This is a genomic window from Bacillus sp. AFS040349 (assembly GCF_002577655.1).
Classification (GTDB): Bacteria; Bacillota; Bacilli; order Bacillales; family Bacillaceae; genus Metabacillus.
Genome location: NZ_NUMC01000130.1, coordinates 12,026 through 29,920, shown reverse-complemented (window position 1 = coordinate 29,920; position 17,895 = coordinate 12,026). Strand labels below are relative to the sequence as shown.

Genomic DNA, 17,895 nt, shown 5'->3' with positions numbered 1-17,895 from the left:
TGTTAGATAATAATCTATTCATACCCTATAAAGTCTCTAGCTTATGAGGTTGTATTGTATTATTAGTGTCCTATTCACTAAAAATTCTTGAACTTTAAGAATTTCCTTTTTTCAATTTGTAATTCTTATAAGCCTTTGGATCTTTGTTTCAAAGTTAGTTTGGTAAAGTTATCTTTGATAAAACAATAAATAGGAAATAATCACTTATAAGTAGTTCGATTATATTAGTCTATTAACTAGTTTGAAAAGGGATTTTGATTTTTATAGAATAGTCCATATATTAAAATTAAGTAGGTGAAAATAATGAAAAATATTATTGATAAAAATCAAATGAATACTTATCTTGGCTTTTTCTTCTTGGCTGTAATTTTCCTCTGGGTTAAAACATATCTAGCACAGCTAGTCGAGTTCAATTTAGGAATCGATAATTCAATACAGAAATTTTTATTATTTATGAATCCTCTAGGTTCAGCAATTTTTTTCCTAGGATTTGCTCTCTTTACAAGAGGTAAAAAACCATATACATGGATTATTATTATTAATTTACTTCTATCATTTGTACTGTATGCAAATATATTATACTATCGATTCTTTAATGATTTTGTAACTTTACCAACATTAACACAGACTCAAAATATTGGTGACGTTAGTGGGAATATTGTTGCTTTGTTAAAACCTCATGACCTATTATATTTTCTTGATACATTCATTTTACTGATCATAGCAACACTACCTATTATGAAACTTGAGCCAATTCAACTAGGACGTCGTAAAATTATATGTATTTTTACTTCAGCCATTATTTTGATGGGTACAAATCTAGCATTGGCAGAAATGGATCGTCCACAGTTATTAACAAGAACGTTTGATCGAAATTATATTGTAAAGTATCTAGGTATGTATAACTATACGATTTATGATGCTGTTCAAAGTACGAGATCTTCTGCTCAACGAGTCATGGCTGATAGTAACGATATCACTGAAGTTATAAATTATACGAGGTCAAATTATGCTTCGCCTAATCCAAAGTACTTTGGGGTTGCAAAGGGTATGAATGTTATCTATATTCATTTGGAATCTCTGCAAAACTTTATTATTAATTACAAACTAAATGGGGAGGAAGTTACTCCGTTTTTGAATTCACTAACAAAGGATTTAAATACATTATATTTTCCGAATTTCTTTCACCAGACAGCTCAAGGAAAATCATCAGATGCTGAATTTATGTTAGAAAATTCATTATTCGGATTACCGCAGGGATCAGCTTTTTCAACAAAAGGTTTGAATTCGTATCAAGCGGCTCCTGCAATTTTAAGCCAACAAGGTTATACAACAGCTGTTTTTCATGGTAATACAGGATCATTTTGGAATCGTAATGAAATCTATAAATCATTTGGGTATGAAAATTTTTTTGATTCTAGTTATTATAATATGAATCCCGAAGAAGTCTTAAATTATGGATTGAAAGATAAGCCATTTTTTGAGCAGTCAATACCAATGCTAGAATCTTTACAGCAACCATTCTATACAAAATTTATTACATTATCTAACCATTTTCCTTATCCTATTGAAGAAGAGGATGCAACGATTGGTCCGCATAATACAGGGGATGGAACTGTTGACCGCTATTTTCAAACAGCCCGTTATTTGGACGAGTCCGTAAAGCAATTTTTTGACTATTTAAAGGAATCCGGCTTATACGATAAATCAGTAATTGTTTTGTACGGCGATCATTATGGTAATTCGGCAAATCGTAACGAAGCGATGGAGAAAGTAATTGGAAAAGAAATAACTCCATTTGAATATGCCGGTTTACAGCGAGTACCATTGATTATTAGTGTTCCTGGTATTGAAGGAGGAGTTATAAATAAATTTGGTGGACAAATTGATGTACTTCCTACACTTCTTCACTTGTTAGGTATTGATTCTAAAAAATATGTTCAATTTGGTACCGACTTATTATCATCGGAACATAAACAATTAGTAGCATTCAGAAATGGAGATTTTATAAGTCCGACGGTAAGTTCAATTAATGGAAAATACTATGATAGTTCAGGAAATGAAATTGAGAAAAGTAATGAGATCACAAGATTTGAGGAAATAGTGAAAATAAAATTAGGGTTTTCTGATAGAGTTGTAAATGGAGATTTATTACGATTCTATACACCGGAAGACTTTGTTCCAGTTGATCGATCTCAATACGAATATAATAAAAATCATACATTAAATTAAATGTTCCAAAAAACGGTTAATTTAATAACCCTACATGTAAAGCTGTTGAGAGTATAGTCTCTTAACAGCTTTTTCGATTTTAAAAATTAGTTAATCCTGAGTTGAAGGTACTTCTACGTTTTGGTTGTAATAATTGGTAATTTAAAAACGAGTATAAGATACATCACTTTTTAGGAAGGGGAATAAGGAGATGTATAGTCAGAATTAATTAATAACCCATGTATCTTCATTAAGTTGATTAATTATAAGGTTCTTTAAAACACGATTACGCGAAAATTTTCGCATTTAAACTATCTTAACTTAATAATGTTAACTGGAAATTAGAAAGTGTTAGTACAAAGCTAGTAATGTCTTGGTTATATTTTTTTCTTACTCGCATATAATGGTTAGGGTCAAATTTAATGGATCCAGTAGAAAGGATTAAAAAAGTAAAAGAGAAGGTTTTCATTAAGTGATGTTAACATAGTTTGCTCAAAAGGAAGGTGGAAGCCATAGATAAGTGGGAAAGTAGGATTGCATACCCGGATGGAAAAATTGCTGATTACCAAACTATGGGCAATGGAAGATATTTTAAGTTAATTGCTGAACCTATTAAACATAAAATTCTACCGGAAGTAATAATAAATGGATTAGGCTACAATGGAATGACTCCTGGTCCATTACTAATACTAAAGCAAGGGGAATGGGTATATATTGAACTAGTAAACCATTTTGATGAACCAACAAGCTTACATGTACATGGTTTGTCAAAACCTAATTCTCAAGATGGAATCCCTGAGATAGAACCTACTCCTAAAATTAAACCTGGACAGAGTTATACGTATCGTTTTCAAGCATGGCAATGTGGAACATTTTTTTATCATGCCGGAAACCCTTTGCACATAAGTTTAGGTATGATTGGTGGATTTGTAGTTATCCCACAATATCAAAAACATTTGCCTAAAAAAGACTACGTTTTAATTTTTATAGCAATGGGAACTTCCCCAAGGGGAGGTTGGAAAGGTAATACCCGGAGTATATAAACCTCAAAAATTTGATGTGAATCCCAACTTTTTCACCATTAATGGTAAAGCGTTTCCGAGTACAAGTCCATTAAACACAAAATACGGTGATAAAATTAGAATACGTTTCATTAATAAATCAAATGCAGCACACTCAATGCATGTTCATGGTCATGATTTTCGATTGATTGAAATAGATGGTTTTCCTAGATATAAGCACTTTGATACGTTAAATGTACCTTCAGGGAGAAGGCGTTCTATAGAGTTTATATCGAATAATCCAGGTATATGGCCAATAAATGGCACGAAAACTTTCCATCAAACTAATAATGGAGTAACTCCTGGCGGGATGATTACTCGTTTACATTATAAATAAAAAGCACAGGCTCCTACATAATTATTAAGGAGCTTGTGCTTTCTATTATAATTAAGAGACAGTTATCCAAGTGCAACATCCAAAATCATCATAATTGTGAACCCCACCATTAAGCTTAAAGATGCTAAGTCTTTATTCCCCTTTTCTTGGGATCCCGGAATAACTTCTTCTGCTACCACAAAAATCATTGCACCTGCAGCAAAAGCTAATGCGAAAGGTAAAAGTGGTTCTATAAATATTACAGCTGCTGCTCCAAGCATGGCAGCAATTGGCTCAACCATACCTGAAAACTGTCCGTAAAAGAAACTTTTTCGTCTTGAAAAACCATCTTTTCTTAATGGAAAAGAAACTGCTACTCCTTCGGGGAAATTTTGTATTCCAATACCTATTGCCAAAGCAATTGCAGCTGTTATAGAAGCTGAAGGAAACCCTGCTGCAACAGCACCGAAGGCAACACCTATTGCAAGTCCTTCTGGTATATTATGAAGTGTTATCGCAAGAACGAGTAATGTACTGCGTTTTTTAGTTGATGGACGGATGCCCTCTGCTTCGTCAATTGGCGAGTTAGGGTGTAGATGTGGAAGAATTTTATCAACCACCCACAAAAAAAGCCCCCCTAATAAAAATCCAATAGCAGCTGGTAGCCAGGTAGGTAGAATACCACCCTGGGACATTTCGATGGCTGGAGATAGGAGTGACCAAAAGCTTGCTGCAATCATAACCCCACCTGCGAAACCTAACATACTATCAAGAAATTTATCATTAACAGTTTTAGTTGTAAAAACTAAACCAGCTCCAAGAGCAGTCATTCCCCAAGTAAATAGGGTACCTATTAATGCTTGTAAAACAGGATCAAGATTTAAAAAAGTATCAAACATTTTATCTCCTCCAGATAAGGGTGATAATTTTTTTCTTTATATCTTATTAAAGTTAGTTTGGACTATTGAAGAAATTATTACAAAATATTTTTGTACATGCAAAAATTATAGATAAAGTAAAAAATGCTTTTTATTAATAGTCAAACCTATTTGGAAAAAAAGTTTAGAAATAATACTAAATCAATTTATCATTTATAAGGTAAAGAATATAGGATTACGTACAATAGGTAAGAAAAATATCATATGTTTAGTTTTAGTTGAACTAATTTAAGTAAGTACAAATTTTCTACATATTTTTTTGTTAATACTTATAAGGATTGTATTTATAGTTAATTTTAAATATCGAAAATGGAAAAAGTATTCCTATTATAGATAAATACTTAAAATGCTATGTAAATGTTAAATAAAATATAACACCTATTAGTACTAAGAAATGGAGTTTAACGATGAGTAAAAAAATTTATTTTAAACTTTTTATTGTTAGTTTTATAATTATGGGACTTGAGATGACTGCTACTCGGTATATTGCACCTACGTTTGGTAACACCGTTTACACTTGGGGGATCATAATTTCAATTTTTCTTATTGGTTCATCAACGGGGTATATAATTGGCGGATATGTTGCGGACCAAAAAGCTGTTAATAAAATCATGCAGTATCTCTATATTTTTGGGATATTAACTATTGCTCTCATTCCTATGCTTAAGAGTAGTATTTTCCCTTATTTAGAGTCTCTATCAAGTATATGGGGAACTACGATTGGAGTAGTTACTCTATATTTTGTGCCCAATTTGACATTTAGTAGTATTGTTACGGTTTTAATGAAAGACCGACTGGATAATCATGTAAGTGGAAAAATAATTGGTAATCTTCATACGGCATCGGCTATGGGGAGTGTAATGGGGACGTTGGTGACCACTTTTTTCCTTATTCCATCAGTACATATCAATTCGGTTATTGGTATATTTGCTTGTATGATATTTATAGTTTTTTTAATCTATTTTGAAGCGAAAACAAAATCACAAATGATATTATTGTTAATTTCCATTATTTTCGTTATGATGCCCTTTTTATCAACAAAATTACAGTCCTCTGAAATTTTATATAAAACAACAAGCCTCTATCATAACATCTTTGTATACGAATCAGATTATTATAATGGTAGTAATGGAAATTATCGATATCTTACATTCGGAAATGAGACAACCATTCAAGGTATGGTAGATATAAATCACCCTAATAAATTGGTATTAGATTATGCAAAAAACATATGGGAGATCTCCAATACCTTTGCACAAGATAGCGACAAAGTATTTATTATAGGGCATGGAATAGGCACGCTAACAAGAAAATATGAACAAGAAAATAAAGATGTAAAAGTTGCGGAAATAGACAAGGATGTTTTGGAGATAAGTCGGAGGTATTTTCGATATAAAGGTAACAGTGTCGAAATTGGTGATGGCAGAAAAATTTTAAAAGAGGAACAAGATAAGTTTGATGTAATTGTATTAGATGCATATAACAATACAGTTCAAATACCTTTTCACTTAACTTCAAAGGAATTTTTTTATTTAACAATCGAAAAGTTGAATGATAATGGAGTTTTAATTATTAATTCTATTGGAAACCCAAAAAAGGATATATTGATCGAATCTATAAATACAACGTTAAAAAGTGTATATCCATATGTGTACATATTTGCAAATGGAGAAAAGGATGGGTTACAAAACTTAACTATTGTCGGGAGTAAAAAGCATCTTGATGATAAAAAGGTAAAAGGACAGCAAATTGTGAAGGTTAAAGAAGGCAAGTTAATCTTAGATGGAGATACAAAGTTGCATAATCTAAATTAAAAAAATTTGGTTAAGAAAGACACATGATATTGAAAGGTTCATAGCATATCTGCAAGAATTTTCATCCGAGAAATAGTCATGTATTTAAATAATTAAAAACTAAGAGGTGTTACATATGAATGTAATAGTTATCCTAATATTAAGTTCTTTATTCTTTTATCTTTATTTAAAGGTGAAATTTTTAAAAAGTAACCTACCTATTGAAAAAAAGTTGATATCAGTGAAATCTAGAATTGCGTTAGGGTTGTTTTTAGGATTGTATGGTTTAAATCAGTTAATTCTTAATCTTTCAATTATTAGCTTAATAGTTGGAGTGATTTTTGGCTTAGTAGGTTTCGCAAGTACAATATTAGCTATTCGAGAATATAAATGGTATATACCGACTACTGAAAATGAAAAAGATCAATCACTTTAATGTGTTTGCCAAATATCAGTTTATAGCTTTTCTTGGCTTATTGATTTTAAAAACAACCGAGATTTGAATTGAAAAATCTTTGTCGAAAGTTTAACTGTACTTTTTTGATTAACATTTTTAAAGAATAATAATTGCAAATTTTGATTTAATAAACATAAAATAACCTGAGGTTACTCTCATATTTTTCGCTATTCCAGCTGGAAAAAGGGGGAATAATTTGAAAATTAGTCCTATATAATGTACAAGTCTTTATTCGGAGGGATTTTTCATGAAAAAAATTATGAGAGTAATTTTAATCTTAGGCATTATAGGGGTGATCTCCTCTACCATTTATCAACAAAATAAAAATGCTAACAACAATAAAGTTGCTAATATTGACGAAATAAAAGAAAGCCCACAAGTAAACTTTAAAGCCCCTTTATTTACTCTTATTGGTTTAGACGGGAAAGAATATTCTTTGGATTCTGCAAGGGGAACTCCTATAGTAATTAATTTTTGGGCATCATGGTGTGGACCGTGTAAACTTGAAGCACCAGAATTAGTTGAATTATATGAAAAATACCAAGGAAAAGTAGAAGTATATGCGATCAACATGACTGGAAGTGATATGGTGAAAGAAGCAAAACAATTTGCTGAAGATTATGGTTTTAAATTCCCAGTTTTGTTAGATAAAGGTGATATGATTTCAACAAAGTATCGTGTAACTGCTATTCCAACTACATTTTTTATAAATAAGGAAGGAATCATTGTCGATATCCTAACAGGGTATGGTGGATCTGAATTACTAGCTCAAAAATTTAAAAAACTGTCTGCTCAATAAGAAGATTATTATTAAATGATGTGTTCAAATAGTGTCCCTTTGTATAAAGTATAAATGTTTAATTCCTTACTAAAAGTTTTTAAATACTAATTTTTACTGTTTTAACTTTGAAAAATGGTAATAAAGTGTTTACTAGTTTTTCGATTAATCGTAAGAAATAGGAGTCTTAATTAAAAGAAATAATAAAAATGGAAGCAGTTTATGATTCCATTTTTACATGATTTAAATCAAGTAAAAAAAACGGCTAAAAATAACACTGCAGTTAGGGCGGCTGCAGTCATATTACAAGGAGTCATGACTTTGACATATTTCATATGATCATCTCTCCTGTAATATTAACTGACATACCGGGCATTCCAGAAACAGGAGAGGCTACATCACCAAAAGTACCTCATGAGAAAACTGCAGCTATAACTAATGGAACAGAACTCCTTGTTGTCTCTGCCAATGGGATAGCAACTGGCATCATTAATGCCTATGCCCGCCAAGATAACCGATAAAAATAGTAATGGCAGCTGTAACAATAAATACAATAAATGGAACCCATACAGGTGTAATTGTTCCTATAAATAATTCTTGAATCAATGTGATTAAACAAAGATCTTGTGATAGATCAGAAATTGACATGCAAGAGCGAGGATAATAATCGTGGTCATTAATTTATTGTCGCCATTTATAAAGTGATTGGTGTTTTTTTTAAATTGAACAACTTGAAAGAGATATAAAACGGATGATGCTATTGTTGTTATGATAAGTGCTAATAACATCATTCTCGATGGTTCATCACTATCCCACATGAGAATAAAGCTTAATGGAAGAAGATTAGCGACAGGAATAATAAATTCATTATACGAGGTTTAAGCGCAGACTTTTCATCCTCAACCCCATCTTCATATGCCCGTGATCCATTTTCTTCTCTTTTCCTTTCATCGCCACACCCATTTGGTCCTTTGCTGTTTCAGCTTTGTCTTCATTTTCTTTTCCATCGGTAATTTCTTTTGAGAACTCGAAAGCATAATTAGGGCTTTTGGCAAATTTTTCATTAGTTTTTTTATTTGATGTTCTTGCATTAATGCTTTCATTGATGGAAAGTTAAGAGCCGATGTTATGGATAACAGAGCAATATATAACAAGCTTTCGAGCCATAATCCAATAAACAACGATGGAATTACTTGTTTTGTCCATATTGCAAAGATAATAGCAAGGGGAAGGGACAATTGGCAACAATTGCTCAAAAGACATAAAATAACCTCCAATTTTATTTTAAGTTTCTTCGATTATTTTGTCTGGATTTCTACGTGTTCTATCCCCTAAAAAGACCAAAGAAAAATCGGTTACTATTATAAATCACCTAACTAAATTCACTATATAGTTATTAATAATTTTATTCCCGATATTTAAGAAGTTATCTCCATATTTTCTTCAAACTTTTTTAGTAGAATAATTCAAAGGGAAAAATAGAAGGAAATGGTGATAGGAGATGTATGAATTTTTTAATCAAATAAGTAATATTGTGACTCAACCCTTTTTAAATCTGGCGCGTAGTTTTGAAAGTATACCAATCTTATTTGCTTTCTTACTAGGGATTGTTGGTGCAATGGCACCTTGCCAATTTACAGGTAACATTGGAGCTATTACTCTTTATGGAAATAAATCCCTCCAAAAGGAGCTTGCATGGATCGATGTTTTTTTGTTTACTCTAGGGAAAATTGTTGTGTTTACAGGCCTGGGACTACTTGTTTGGTTTTTTGGAAAGGGATTTGAATCTCAACTAACACTATATTTCCCGTGGTTTAGAAAAGTAATTGGTCCAATGTTTATTATAGTTGGTATATTTATGCTTGGTATGATTAAGATGAAATGGACATTAATTCTATTGGAATTGCCGAAGAAATTTTTCCAAAAGGGAAAAATGGGTTCCTTTTTAATGGGAGTTAGTTTTTCGCTTGGTTTTTGTCCAACCATGTTCGTTTTATTTTTTGTTACATTAATGCCAATTGTAGTTTCTACATCGTATGGGGTTGTTTTGCCTAGTCTTTTTGCGATTGGTACATCCATACCGCTGTTCCTTGCTATGTTTTTAATTTGGTATTACGGAGCTAGTGGTGCAGTGATGAAAAAAGGAAGAAAAATTGGCTTTTATATTCAAAGAATTTCTGGTTCAATCTTGGTTGTATTAGGAGTATTGGATACTATTACCTACTGGACGATCTAGGATTCTCTCAATTTTCTTCAAATATATAAGGCAAAAAAATTGTGCAGAAGAGGGAAAAATGATGGAGTATATTAAGGTTTTAATTGGAGTTATATCGTTTTCTATTTTATATCCCATAAAAAGTGTTTTAGCACATAATGGGGTAGATGAACAAAACAGTACGAATAACATTTATGAACAATGGAATCCCATATTAGTTGTAGCCTTATTAGTTATTATAGCCGCTTATATCTATCAATTTAAAAAGGAACAAGACTTTGTTAAGAAACTTATCTTTTTCTTGTCTTCTCTATTCATTTTTTATCTTGCTATGGGTAGTCCCATACACTTATTAGGAGATCATTATTTATTTAGTGCTCACATGTTAGAGCAATCTCTCATTTATACGGCCTTACCGCCTTTACTTTTGTTAAGCTTACCAAAGCGTTTTGTTAAGCCAGTTATCGATTTTGGATTGAAGTATAAATTATTAAGTTTTTTAAAATATCCTTTAATTCCGTTACTATTATTTAATATGTTATTTTCTTTTTATCATATCCCGATAATATTCAATACGGTAATATCAAATAATATTCTGCATAATGTAACTCAACTTGTTTTGACTGTTACAGCTCTGTTTATGTGGGTTCCTCTTATCCCAAAAGTAAAGGACTTGGATAAATTAACGGAGGTTCAGAAAATTGGTTATATCTTTGCAGCAGGCATTTTGTTGACTCCAGCTTGTGCTCTTATCATTTTTTCAGACCAAACATTTTATCCTATATACACAGAAGCACCACAACTATTTGCGATCCTTCCGCCGTTAGAAGATCAAAGAACGGGTGGGATTATTATGAAAGTCGTACAGGAAATCGTGTATGGAACCATGATAGGCTATATTTTCTTTAAATGGGCAAAGCAAGAAAGGCTAAGAGATGTTATTCCAGATAAAACCATTACAGGGGTTGTAAAGTCATGAAGAACAAGGAAATTGTATTAGTGATCGATGATGAGTGGAACATGAGGAATTTACTTAACATTCATCTATCTTCGGACTTTGAAGTTACAGAAGCTTCCAGTGGTGAGGAAGCGTTTGGAGTCCTTCATAAAGAAAAAATTGACTTAGTGATATTAGATTTAATGATGCCTGAAATGGACGGCTGGGAGGTTTGTAAGAAAATAAGAAATATAAGTCAAGTACCAATCCTTATGTTAACAGCACGTGGAGACATAAAGGATAAGGTTCAAGGGTTTACTGTTGGGGCAGATGATTACCTTGTTAAGCCTTTTAACAAAGAAGAGTTGCTTGTAAGGGCAAAAGCTCTCATTAGACGTTCAATGATCTCAACAAATTCTCATTCAACTCCTGATGGATCCATTGAAATTTCCGATTTAAAAATTGATAAATTAGAAAGGCAAGTTTATATAAAACATACTGTTTTGGATTTAACACCAAAGGAGTTTGAGCTTATTCAACTTCTTGTTTTAAAACCAAAAACAATCTTTACTCGAGATATGCTTTTGGATCATATATGGGGTATTCATGATGTACTAGATATCCGTACCGTGGATTCACATGTTAAAAATGTAAGAGAAAAGTTTAGAAAAAATGGCCTTTCGTTTAACCCAATCAAAACAGTTTGGGGAAAGGGCTATAAGTTTCAAGCCCCGGATGAAGAACAATGAAATGGAATAGTATTGTTGTCAAATTAGGTGCAAGTATTTTGTTGCTTGTATTAGCCATTTTGCTTCCACTTGGTTTTATTATGAATCAAATATTTTCTGGTTTTTATTTTAGTAAGGTACAGGAGCAAATCAATGTTCTTTCCACCAGGTATGCAGAAACAATAAACACATTAGATGTACAATATCTGCACATGTTTGAATTGCTAGCGACCTTGACAGACCAAGAAATCGTCATTGTCGATGACCAGGGAATCGTTGTTGCAAATTCAGGAATTCCAAGTTTACCAAAAGGAGAAAAAATAGATTCGGATGAGCTTGACTTATTGACTAATAACAAGGCTACTCAAAATGAATATTATGATGAAACGAATAATAGACGTTATTTAAGTGTCGGAAAACCTATTTATTCTGACAATGTGTTCATCGGTGGGATCTTCGTGTTGGCTTCAATCGAAGACATGTATCAATCGGTCGATATCATAGAAAAATCGGTTATTTTAGCGGGAGTAGGTGCTATTTTCTTAGCACTCGGTTTTATCTTTATTCTTTCACGTAAATTATCAAATCCACTTTTGGAGATGGAGAAAGCAACTAGAAAAATCGCTAAAGGTGATTTAGATACTAGAGTTTCTATTGGTACAAAAGATGAAGTAGGTTCACTTGGAAATGCTATCAATGATTTAGCTTTTGAATTACACCGATACCGTTCGAACAGAAGAGAGTTTTTTGCAAACATTTCGCATGAGTTGCGAACTCCTATTACGTATTTAGAGGGATATGCAAATGCATTAGAAAATAATCTCTATCAATCCGAAGAAGAAAAAAAGCAATATCTTCAAATCATCCAAGAAGAAGCAAGTAGAATGTCTAAATTAGTAAATGATTTATTTGAGTTATCTAAAATGGAGGAAGGAAAGGTTGAATTATTTTTTGAGGAAGTAGACTTGGTCGAAGTAGTTGAGAATGCACTTTTAAAGACGAAGATTAAAGCTAAAGAAAAAGGACTAAAATTGGATTTTAGTAGATTACCTAATATTCCAAGTATACATGCTGACGGTTTAAGAATGGAACAAATCGTTATTAATTTGATTGAAAATGCCATTCGATATACGGAAAAAGGAATGGTAAAAGTAATTTTGTTTAAAGAATTAGAAAGGGTAACTTTAGCAGTTGAAGATACAGGAATTGGAATTCCAGAAGAAGATGTTCCATTTTTGTTTGAAAGGTTTTATCGAGTTGAGAAATCTAGATCAAGAGAATTTGGGGGAACAGGGCTTGGATTAGCTATTGTTAAACAACTCGTCGAGCTTCAAAGTGGAACGATAACGGTGAAAAGTAAAGTTGGAAAAGGGACATGTTTTGAGCTTACATTCCCAATGGATAAGGGGGATGCTCAGTGAAAAGAATGGAAGTTGTTTTATCTATTTCTTTAATTGCAGCTGGACTAATCTGTTTGACAATGTCTGGTTCCATACTGTTTGAGCAAGAAATTGCTGTTTATTTAAAAACGTTTATTCAGATTTGTTTATGGATGGGTATCCCCATTATTTTAGTTGGTTTATTTTACTTGTTTTATAGAAAGAAAAGGAGATAATTTATGACTTTAAAAACATTACTTACATTTTTAATCATATCTTTATTTACAATTCCAGTTAGTGCATTTGCGCACGGAACTGAGGCGGAACATCAACAAGAGGTTGTGACTAATATGTTTTTAACCTATGGCATCGTTATTTCAGCAGTTTTATTAGTTGTAGGAATAGTTGTATTATTGACAGTTAAGAGTCGTTTAAAGACAGTGAATGTTAAAAAACAAGAAGGAAGAACAAAAAGGGATAAGTTAAATAGTTGGTTAAAAGTCAGCCAGTGGGTTTCCCTTTTATCCCTAATATCTTTTATTATTTTAGGTGCTTTTGCATTATTAAATGAAAAGGAAGATGAAGTTAAGTTTATGGATATCCATGGCTTAGGGTTTACAAACGAAGGTTCCGAAATTTACGTTCCTGCACATGACGGTTTAAAGGTTTTTCAAGATGGAAAATGGAGAATTTCCGAAGGTGAAAGAAATGATTATATGGGATTTTCGATGGTTGACAATGGTTTTTACAGTAGTGGACACCCTGGTAAAGGGTCTTCATTAAAAAATCCATTTGGTGTAATCAAAAGTACAGATTTTGGTAAGAACCTTGAAACCTTAGACTTTTATGGGGAAATTGATTTTCATGGAATGGCAGTAGGCTATAAATCACATACCATTTATGTAATAAATCCACAAGCAAATTCAAGAATGGATGATACAGGATTATATTATTCTACAGATGATACAAAAACTTGGAATAAGGGCAAAATGGATGGGCTTGATGGACAATTATCGTCAATAGCTGTACATCCAACTGAAGAGGAGATTATCGCTTTAGGAACAAATGAAGGTATTTTTGTATCAAAGGACTTTGGTCAATCATTTAAAAAAGTTTCAGATTCGCCTACAACAGCAATATCGTTTTCTATAAAAGGGGAATTATTTGCAGGAAGTATTTCTAATGAAATTACTTTATCAAAAATTGATATTGAAACAAAAGAACAAACAATGATTTCAATCCCTCCATTAAGTGGAGAAAATGCAATCGGTTATATTGCAGTTAATCCACAAAATGAAAAGCAGATCATATTTACAACATTTGAAAAAGACATTTATATAACTGAAGATAATGGTGGGACTTGGAGTCAATTAGCTAAAAAGGGCGTGGGAATTGCTCTTAAGTCAGACGCAGAAGAGGAGTGATATTTATATGATGCGTATAGGGATGATGTTAAATATGTTAATTTGGATTGTTCTGCTTGGCTTTGCTATATACGGGTTTATATTATTGATAATGAAACCTTTTGAATATAAAACAAATAGTGCTCTAACTATCTTAAAAGAGCGTTTTGCACGTGGAGAGATTGATGTGGAGGAATATAAACAAAGAAAGAGTCTTTTGAAAGAACAATAGTAATCTCCATATTTTCTTCACAAAATTAAGTTACGATTAACATGTAGTTGATAGCCTATAAAAAATAAAACTACAGTAAACAGACTAAAAAGGGGAGAAGTTTTTTCTCCCTTTTTAATATTGGTGCCTATTAATCAATCTTCAAACTTTAATTAAAATAAAGCATGACAAAGTTGTCACTTTCATTTTTTCTTCCTTAAAATCCATACTTTCTCCATACTTTTCTTGTACGATTCTAGAGATACCGAAAATATTAAAGGAGGCTAACTAAAAAATGGAAACAATTCAACCAATTGATCGAATAGCATTTGAAATAGGACCCATGGCAGTCTATTGGTATGGAATTATTATCGCTTTTGGTGTATTTCTAGGGCTATATTTAGCAACAAAACAAGCAAAGAGTTTAGGACTAGACAAAGATATTATTGTAGATTTTGTCATGTGGGCTATTCCAATTGCTCTTATTAGTGCAAGAGTGTATTATGTCATTTTCAAATGGGAGTATTATGCCAACAACCCTGGCAAGATCATAGCAATTTGGGAAGGAGGTATTGCCATTCATGGAGCGCTTATTGGTGCAACCCTTACTGCTATTATATTTGCTAGAAAAAGACAAGTTTCTTTCTGGAAGTTAGCTGATATTTTAGCTCCTAGTATTATTTTAGGACAAGCAATAGGTCGGTGGGGGAACTTTATGAACCAAGAAGCACATGGAGGGCCTGTAACCAGAGAATTTCTTGTGAACTTACAGTTACCTGATTTTATAATAAATCAAATGTTTATTAACGGACAATATTATCACCCAACATTTTTATATGAGTCAATTTGGAATATAGCTGGTTTTATCGTTTTAATAATGTTACGGAAAATCAATCTTCGCCAGGGTGAGTTATTTTTAAGCTACATTATCTGGTACTCTATTGGGCGTTTCTTTATTGAAGGGATGCGAACAGATAGTCTAATGCTGACGGAGACGTTAAGAATGGCGCAATTTATTTCTATTGTACTAGTTATCTGTAGTTTACTAATCTTAATTTATCGTAGAAAAGCAGTGCATACTCCATAAAAATAAGTATGAAGAATGTATTCTCCATACTTTCTTCATACTTATTAACTATAATTGCTTATATAAACAAAAAGGGAGGATAATCTTGATGAAAAAGAAAATTGCATTTGTTACATCTTTTGCATTAGCGTCTCTATTAGTCGTTGGTCAGTTTACTTATGCGGAAAAACCTGACAATATGCCAAACATGATAAATGGCAATGGAATGATGAACATGATGGAAGCAATGAATTCACCTGAAGGACAAAAAATGATGAAAGCTTGTGGAGAATTTATGGAGTCTAGTGAAAATAGTGAAGTAAAAGATACCTCCTTGTAAGAGATTCTTCTGAAAACCTACGAAGGTATTGTATCTTGTTAGATGAAAGGGGATAGATATATGGAGTGGTTATTATTTTTATTATGTCCTTTAATGATGTTATTCTGCATGAAGGGGATGTTTTCAGGCGGTAAAAAGGATTGTCATTCAAAACAGAATAATTCAGAGAATCTGAAATCCCTGCAAATGCAAGTTCAAAATTTGCAAGAGCAAAATATGAAACTAATGGATGAGATGAAATCACATAAACAAGCAAGTGAAAACAAAGTAATCTCTATTTCAAAAAATAAGGATACTAATCAAAAAATTACATCTTGATGACAACCGAAATTGGTTGTCTTTTTTCTATTAAAACAAAAACCTTCTTACGGTTGGTATCTCCATATTTTCTTCAAACTTTTCATCTATAGTAATAAAAGGTAAACATTGGTGTTAGAAAGGTGAATGAAATGAATTGTTTAAAATGTGAGTGTGGTCATGAGAACCCATTCGGTACAGAGATTTGTGAAGCATGTGGAAAACCAGCAAATGAACAAACTGGGCAAAAGCTTCTGAATATGCGTTATGAAGGAGTAGCAAGAAGATCACAAACTTATCAAAAAAACATTGTAGACAAAATTTGGAACTTTTTCTCATCTGTAAGAGTCGGTATCTGGCTAATTGTAATAACTCTTATTGCTTCTGCTATTGGTACGATTTTACCTCAAGAAATGTATATTCCCCCGAATATAAGTCCATCACAGTTTTATAAAGATGAGTATGGAATGTTTGGGTATATTTTTTTTGTTCTTGGTTTTCATAATCTCTTCGGATCCTGGTGGTACATGCTTTTACTTGCTTCGATGGGTCTATCATTGATTATCGCAAGTTGGGACAGAGTTGTTCCTTTATATCGGTCATTGAAAAAACAACGTGTAACAAGACATGTAGGTTTTTTAAAGCGTCAAAGAATCTTTGGTGAAGCAAGAGTTCAAAATAAAACAGAAACAATAAACCTCGTTGAGCAACAACTTAAGCAAAAGCGATATCGTGTTCGCAAAGAGAATGGGAATATTTTGGCTGAAAAAGGACGTTTTTCTAGGTGGGGACCTTATGTAAACCATTTAGGACTTATCATTGTACTTATCGGTGCAATGTTACGTTTTTTTCCAGATATGTATGTGGACGAAATACTTTGGGTACGTGATGGAGAAACAGAAGCAATACCAGGTACGGAAAGAAAGTACTATTTGAAAAATGAAAAATTCACATTAGAAACTTATACGGAAGATGATGAAATATATAAAGAAATGATTGAAACGGTAGGTAATGGGATTGTTAAAAAATATCAAACAGATGCTATTCTTTATGAAAATATTAACCGAGAAGTCGCAGGAGCCGAGCCTGAATTGGTCAAAATGAAGGAAGAGGAAATTATCGTTAATTATCCATTGAAATTTGAAGGATTTGCACTTTATCAAACTAGTTATAAGCTTAATGAATTTTATAAAATGAGGTTTAAATTAGAAGAGAAGTCTACCGGAAAGACTTTTGGAGAGATTGAGGTTGATTTATTTAACCCAAAATCTACATACCTTTTATCCGATGGATATCGGGTAGAATTAATGAGTTTTTTCCCTGATTTTGAATTTACCAAGGAAGGTCCTACGACTAAATCAAAAATACCAAATAACCCAGCCTTCTTATTTAAAATGTATACACCTGAAACGGAAGAAGGAGAAGTTAGTTTTATAACAATCCAAAATAATACAGAACCACTTGGGGAGAACAAATATAAGATGTCATTTTCAGGGTTAGATGTACGTAATATAACAGCTTTAACTGTTCGTAAAGACCATACTTTAGGAATAATTGCTTTGGGTGGGTTAATTTTTATGATAGGTCTAGTTCAGGGAATGTATTGGAATCATCGGAGAATATGGATTCAACAGAGTAATAAGGAGATTCTAGTGGCAGCGCATACAAATAAAAATTGGTATGGATTAAAAAAAGACATTGAGTATATCTTGGAAGATACAAATATACCAATTCCTAAAGATCAAACAGAATAGGAAGGGGAAAG

At 32.3% G+C, this 17,895-nt stretch carries 20 protein-coding genes; 18 read left to right on the top strand and 2 right to left on the bottom strand.

The window, feature by feature from the left end:
- Positions 1–303: 303 nt before the first annotated feature.
- The 3 genes from ltaS to COD11_RS22400 all read left to right on the top strand — a co-directional run bounded on the left by ltaS (position 304) and on the right by COD11_RS22400 (position 3,609).
- On the top strand, positions 304–2,232 hold the full coding sequence (gene ltaS, locus COD11_RS22410; RefSeq protein ID WP_098799127.1) for a lipoteichoic acid synthase: 1,929 nt from the start codon (positions 304–306) through the stop codon (positions 2,230–2,232).
- 467 nt (positions 2,233–2,699) lie between these two features.
- Entirely contained in the window at positions 2,700–3,254 is a 555-nt protein-coding gene (locus COD11_RS22405; RefSeq protein ID WP_098799126.1) for a multicopper oxidase domain-containing protein, read from the top strand.
- Positions 3,238–3,609, top strand: a complete 372-nt coding sequence (locus COD11_RS22400; RefSeq protein ID WP_098799125.1) for a multicopper oxidase domain-containing protein — start codon at positions 3,238–3,240, stop codon at positions 3,607–3,609. The genes COD11_RS22405 and COD11_RS22400 overlap by 17 nt, the downstream gene beginning before the upstream one ends.
- Positions 3,610–3,671: 62 nt before the next feature.
- Here COD11_RS22400 and COD11_RS22395 read toward each other — a convergent pair whose 3' ends face one another.
- Entirely contained in the window at positions 3,672–4,487 is an 816-nt protein-coding gene (locus COD11_RS22395) for a ZIP family metal transporter (RefSeq protein WP_098799124.1), read from the bottom strand.
- A gap of 446 nt (positions 4,488–4,933) precedes the next feature.
- Here COD11_RS22395 and COD11_RS22390 point away from each other — a divergent pair, with 446 nt between their 5' ends.
- The 4 genes from COD11_RS22390 to COD11_RS22375 all read left to right on the top strand — a co-directional run bounded on the left by COD11_RS22390 (position 4,934) and on the right by COD11_RS22375 (position 8,075).
- Positions 4,934–6,340: a fused MFS/spermidine synthase gene (locus tag COD11_RS22390; RefSeq protein ID WP_098799123.1), complete on the top strand. Its 1,407-nt coding sequence runs from the start codon at positions 4,934–4,936 to the stop codon at positions 6,338–6,340.
- A gap of 115 nt (positions 6,341–6,455) precedes the next feature.
- Positions 6,456–6,755, top strand: a complete 300-nt coding sequence (locus tag COD11_RS22385; protein ID WP_098799122.1) for a YtpI family protein — start codon at positions 6,456–6,458, stop codon at positions 6,753–6,755.
- 268 nt (positions 6,756–7,023) lie between these two features.
- Positions 7,024–7,575 (top strand): TlpA disulfide reductase family protein, encoded by a 552-nt coding sequence (locus COD11_RS22380; protein WP_098799121.1) that lies wholly within the window; start codon positions 7,024–7,026, stop codon positions 7,573–7,575.
- 314 nt (positions 7,576–7,889) lie between these two features.
- Positions 7,890–8,075, top strand: a complete 186-nt coding sequence (locus tag COD11_RS22375) for a hypothetical protein (RefSeq protein ID WP_098799120.1) — start codon at positions 7,890–7,892, stop codon at positions 8,073–8,075.
- Between the two features lie 592 nt (positions 8,076–8,667).
- Here the strand turns inward: COD11_RS22375 and COD11_RS27090 are convergent.
- Positions 8,668–8,817 carry a hypothetical protein gene (locus COD11_RS27090; protein WP_176551202.1) on the bottom strand — a complete coding sequence of 50 codons (150 nt, stop codon included), beginning with the start codon at positions 8,815–8,817 and terminating at the stop codon, positions 8,668–8,670.
- Positions 8,818–9,055: 238 nt separating this feature from the next.
- On the opposite strand from COD11_RS27090, the gene COD11_RS22365 reads away from it, so the two are divergent.
- From COD11_RS22365 to resB, 11 genes are all read left to right on the top strand, one after another.
- Positions 9,056–9,790, top strand: coding sequence for an urease accessory protein UreH domain-containing protein (locus COD11_RS22365; RefSeq protein ID WP_098799118.1), 735 nt, complete (start codon positions 9,056–9,058; stop codon positions 9,788–9,790).
- Positions 9,791–9,851: 61 nt separating this feature from the next.
- On the top strand, positions 9,852–10,748 hold the full coding sequence (locus tag COD11_RS22360) for a cytochrome c oxidase assembly protein (RefSeq protein WP_176551201.1): 897 nt from the start codon (positions 9,852–9,854) through the stop codon (positions 10,746–10,748).
- Positions 10,745–11,455 carry a response regulator transcription factor gene (locus COD11_RS22355; protein ID WP_098799116.1) on the top strand — a complete coding sequence of 237 codons (711 nt, stop codon included), beginning with the start codon at positions 10,745–10,747 and terminating at the stop codon, positions 11,453–11,455. The genes COD11_RS22360 and COD11_RS22355 overlap by 4 nt, the downstream gene beginning before the upstream one ends.
- A complete protein-coding gene (locus COD11_RS22350) occupies positions 11,452–12,855 on the top strand; it encodes a sensor histidine kinase (protein ID WP_098799115.1) in 1,404 nt (467 codons plus the stop codon). Before COD11_RS22355 ends, COD11_RS22350 begins: the two co-directional genes overlap by 4 nt.
- Positions 12,852–13,049 (top strand): LPXTG cell wall anchor domain-containing protein, encoded by a 198-nt coding sequence (locus COD11_RS22345; RefSeq protein WP_098799114.1) that lies wholly within the window; start codon positions 12,852–12,854, stop codon positions 13,047–13,049. Before COD11_RS22350 ends, COD11_RS22345 begins: the two co-directional genes overlap by 4 nt.
- A gap of 3 nt (positions 13,050–13,052) precedes the next feature.
- Positions 13,053–14,237, top strand: coding sequence for a F510_1955 family glycosylhydrolase (locus COD11_RS22340; RefSeq protein ID WP_098799113.1), 1,185 nt, complete (start codon positions 13,053–13,055; stop codon positions 14,235–14,237).
- Between the two features lie 7 nt (positions 14,238–14,244).
- Complete coding sequence (locus COD11_RS22335; RefSeq protein WP_098799112.1) at positions 14,245–14,448, top strand: SHOCT domain-containing protein; 204 nt, start codon at positions 14,245–14,247, stop codon at positions 14,446–14,448.
- Positions 14,449–14,722: 274 nt separating this feature from the next.
- Positions 14,723–15,514, top strand: a complete 792-nt coding sequence (gene lgt, locus COD11_RS22330) for a prolipoprotein diacylglyceryl transferase (protein WP_098799111.1) — start codon at positions 14,723–14,725, stop codon at positions 15,512–15,514.
- Positions 15,515–15,602: 88 nt separating this feature from the next.
- On the top strand, positions 15,603–15,833 hold the full coding sequence (locus COD11_RS22325) for a hypothetical protein (protein ID WP_098799110.1): 231 nt from the start codon (positions 15,603–15,605) through the stop codon (positions 15,831–15,833).
- A gap of 60 nt (positions 15,834–15,893) precedes the next feature.
- On the top strand, positions 15,894–16,151 hold the full coding sequence (locus COD11_RS22320; protein ID WP_098799109.1) for a DUF2933 domain-containing protein: 258 nt from the start codon (positions 15,894–15,896) through the stop codon (positions 16,149–16,151).
- 131 nt (positions 16,152–16,282) lie between these two features.
- Positions 16,283–17,884: a cytochrome c biogenesis protein ResB gene (resB, locus tag COD11_RS22315; RefSeq protein ID WP_098799108.1), complete on the top strand. Its 1,602-nt coding sequence runs from the start codon at positions 16,283–16,285 to the stop codon at positions 17,882–17,884.
- The last annotated feature ends 11 nt before the right edge of the window (positions 17,885–17,895 follow it).

Bases quoted from the DNA above. Each gene is read 5' to 3' on its own strand.
- ltaS (WP_098799127.1), top strand. From the start codon at position 304: ATGAAAAATATTATTGATAAAAATCAAATGAATACTTATCTTGGCTTT.
- COD11_RS22395 (WP_098799124.1), bottom strand. From the start codon at position 4,487: ATGTTTGATACTTTTTTAAATCTTGATCCTGTTTTACAAGCATTAATA.
- COD11_RS22390 (WP_098799123.1), top strand. From the start codon at position 4,934: ATGAGTAAAAAAATTTATTTTAAACTTTTTATTGTTAGTTTTATAATT.
- COD11_RS22385 (WP_098799122.1), top strand. From the start codon at position 6,456: ATGAATGTAATAGTTATCCTAATATTAAGTTCTTTATTCTTTTATCTT.
- COD11_RS22380 (WP_098799121.1), top strand. From the start codon at position 7,024: ATGAAAAAAATTATGAGAGTAATTTTAATCTTAGGCATTATAGGGGTG.
- COD11_RS22375 (WP_098799120.1), top strand. From the start codon at position 7,890: ATGATCATCTCTCCTGTAATATTAACTGACATACCGGGCATTCCAGAA.
- COD11_RS27090 (WP_176551202.1), bottom strand. From the start codon at position 8,817: ATGTCTTTTGAGCAATTGTTGCCAATTGTCCCTTCCCCTTGCTATTAT.
- COD11_RS22365 (WP_098799118.1), top strand. From the start codon at position 9,056: ATGTATGAATTTTTTAATCAAATAAGTAATATTGTGACTCAACCCTTT.
- COD11_RS22360 (WP_176551201.1), top strand. From the start codon at position 9,852: ATGGAGTATATTAAGGTTTTAATTGGAGTTATATCGTTTTCTATTTTA.
- COD11_RS22355 (WP_098799116.1), top strand. From the start codon at position 10,745: ATGAAGAACAAGGAAATTGTATTAGTGATCGATGATGAGTGGAACATG.
- COD11_RS22350 (WP_098799115.1), top strand. From the start codon at position 11,452: ATGAAATGGAATAGTATTGTTGTCAAATTAGGTGCAAGTATTTTGTTG.
- COD11_RS22340 (WP_098799113.1), top strand. From the start codon at position 13,053: ATGACTTTAAAAACATTACTTACATTTTTAATCATATCTTTATTTACA.
- COD11_RS22335 (WP_098799112.1), top strand. From the start codon at position 14,245: ATGATGCGTATAGGGATGATGTTAAATATGTTAATTTGGATTGTTCTG.
- lgt (WP_098799111.1), top strand. From the start codon at position 14,723: ATGGAAACAATTCAACCAATTGATCGAATAGCATTTGAAATAGGACCC.
- COD11_RS22325 (WP_098799110.1), top strand. From the start codon at position 15,603: ATGAAAAAGAAAATTGCATTTGTTACATCTTTTGCATTAGCGTCTCTA.
- COD11_RS22320 (WP_098799109.1), top strand. From the start codon at position 15,894: ATGGAGTGGTTATTATTTTTATTATGTCCTTTAATGATGTTATTCTGC.
- resB (WP_098799108.1), top strand. From the start codon at position 16,283: ATGAATTGTTTAAAATGTGAGTGTGGTCATGAGAACCCATTCGGTACA.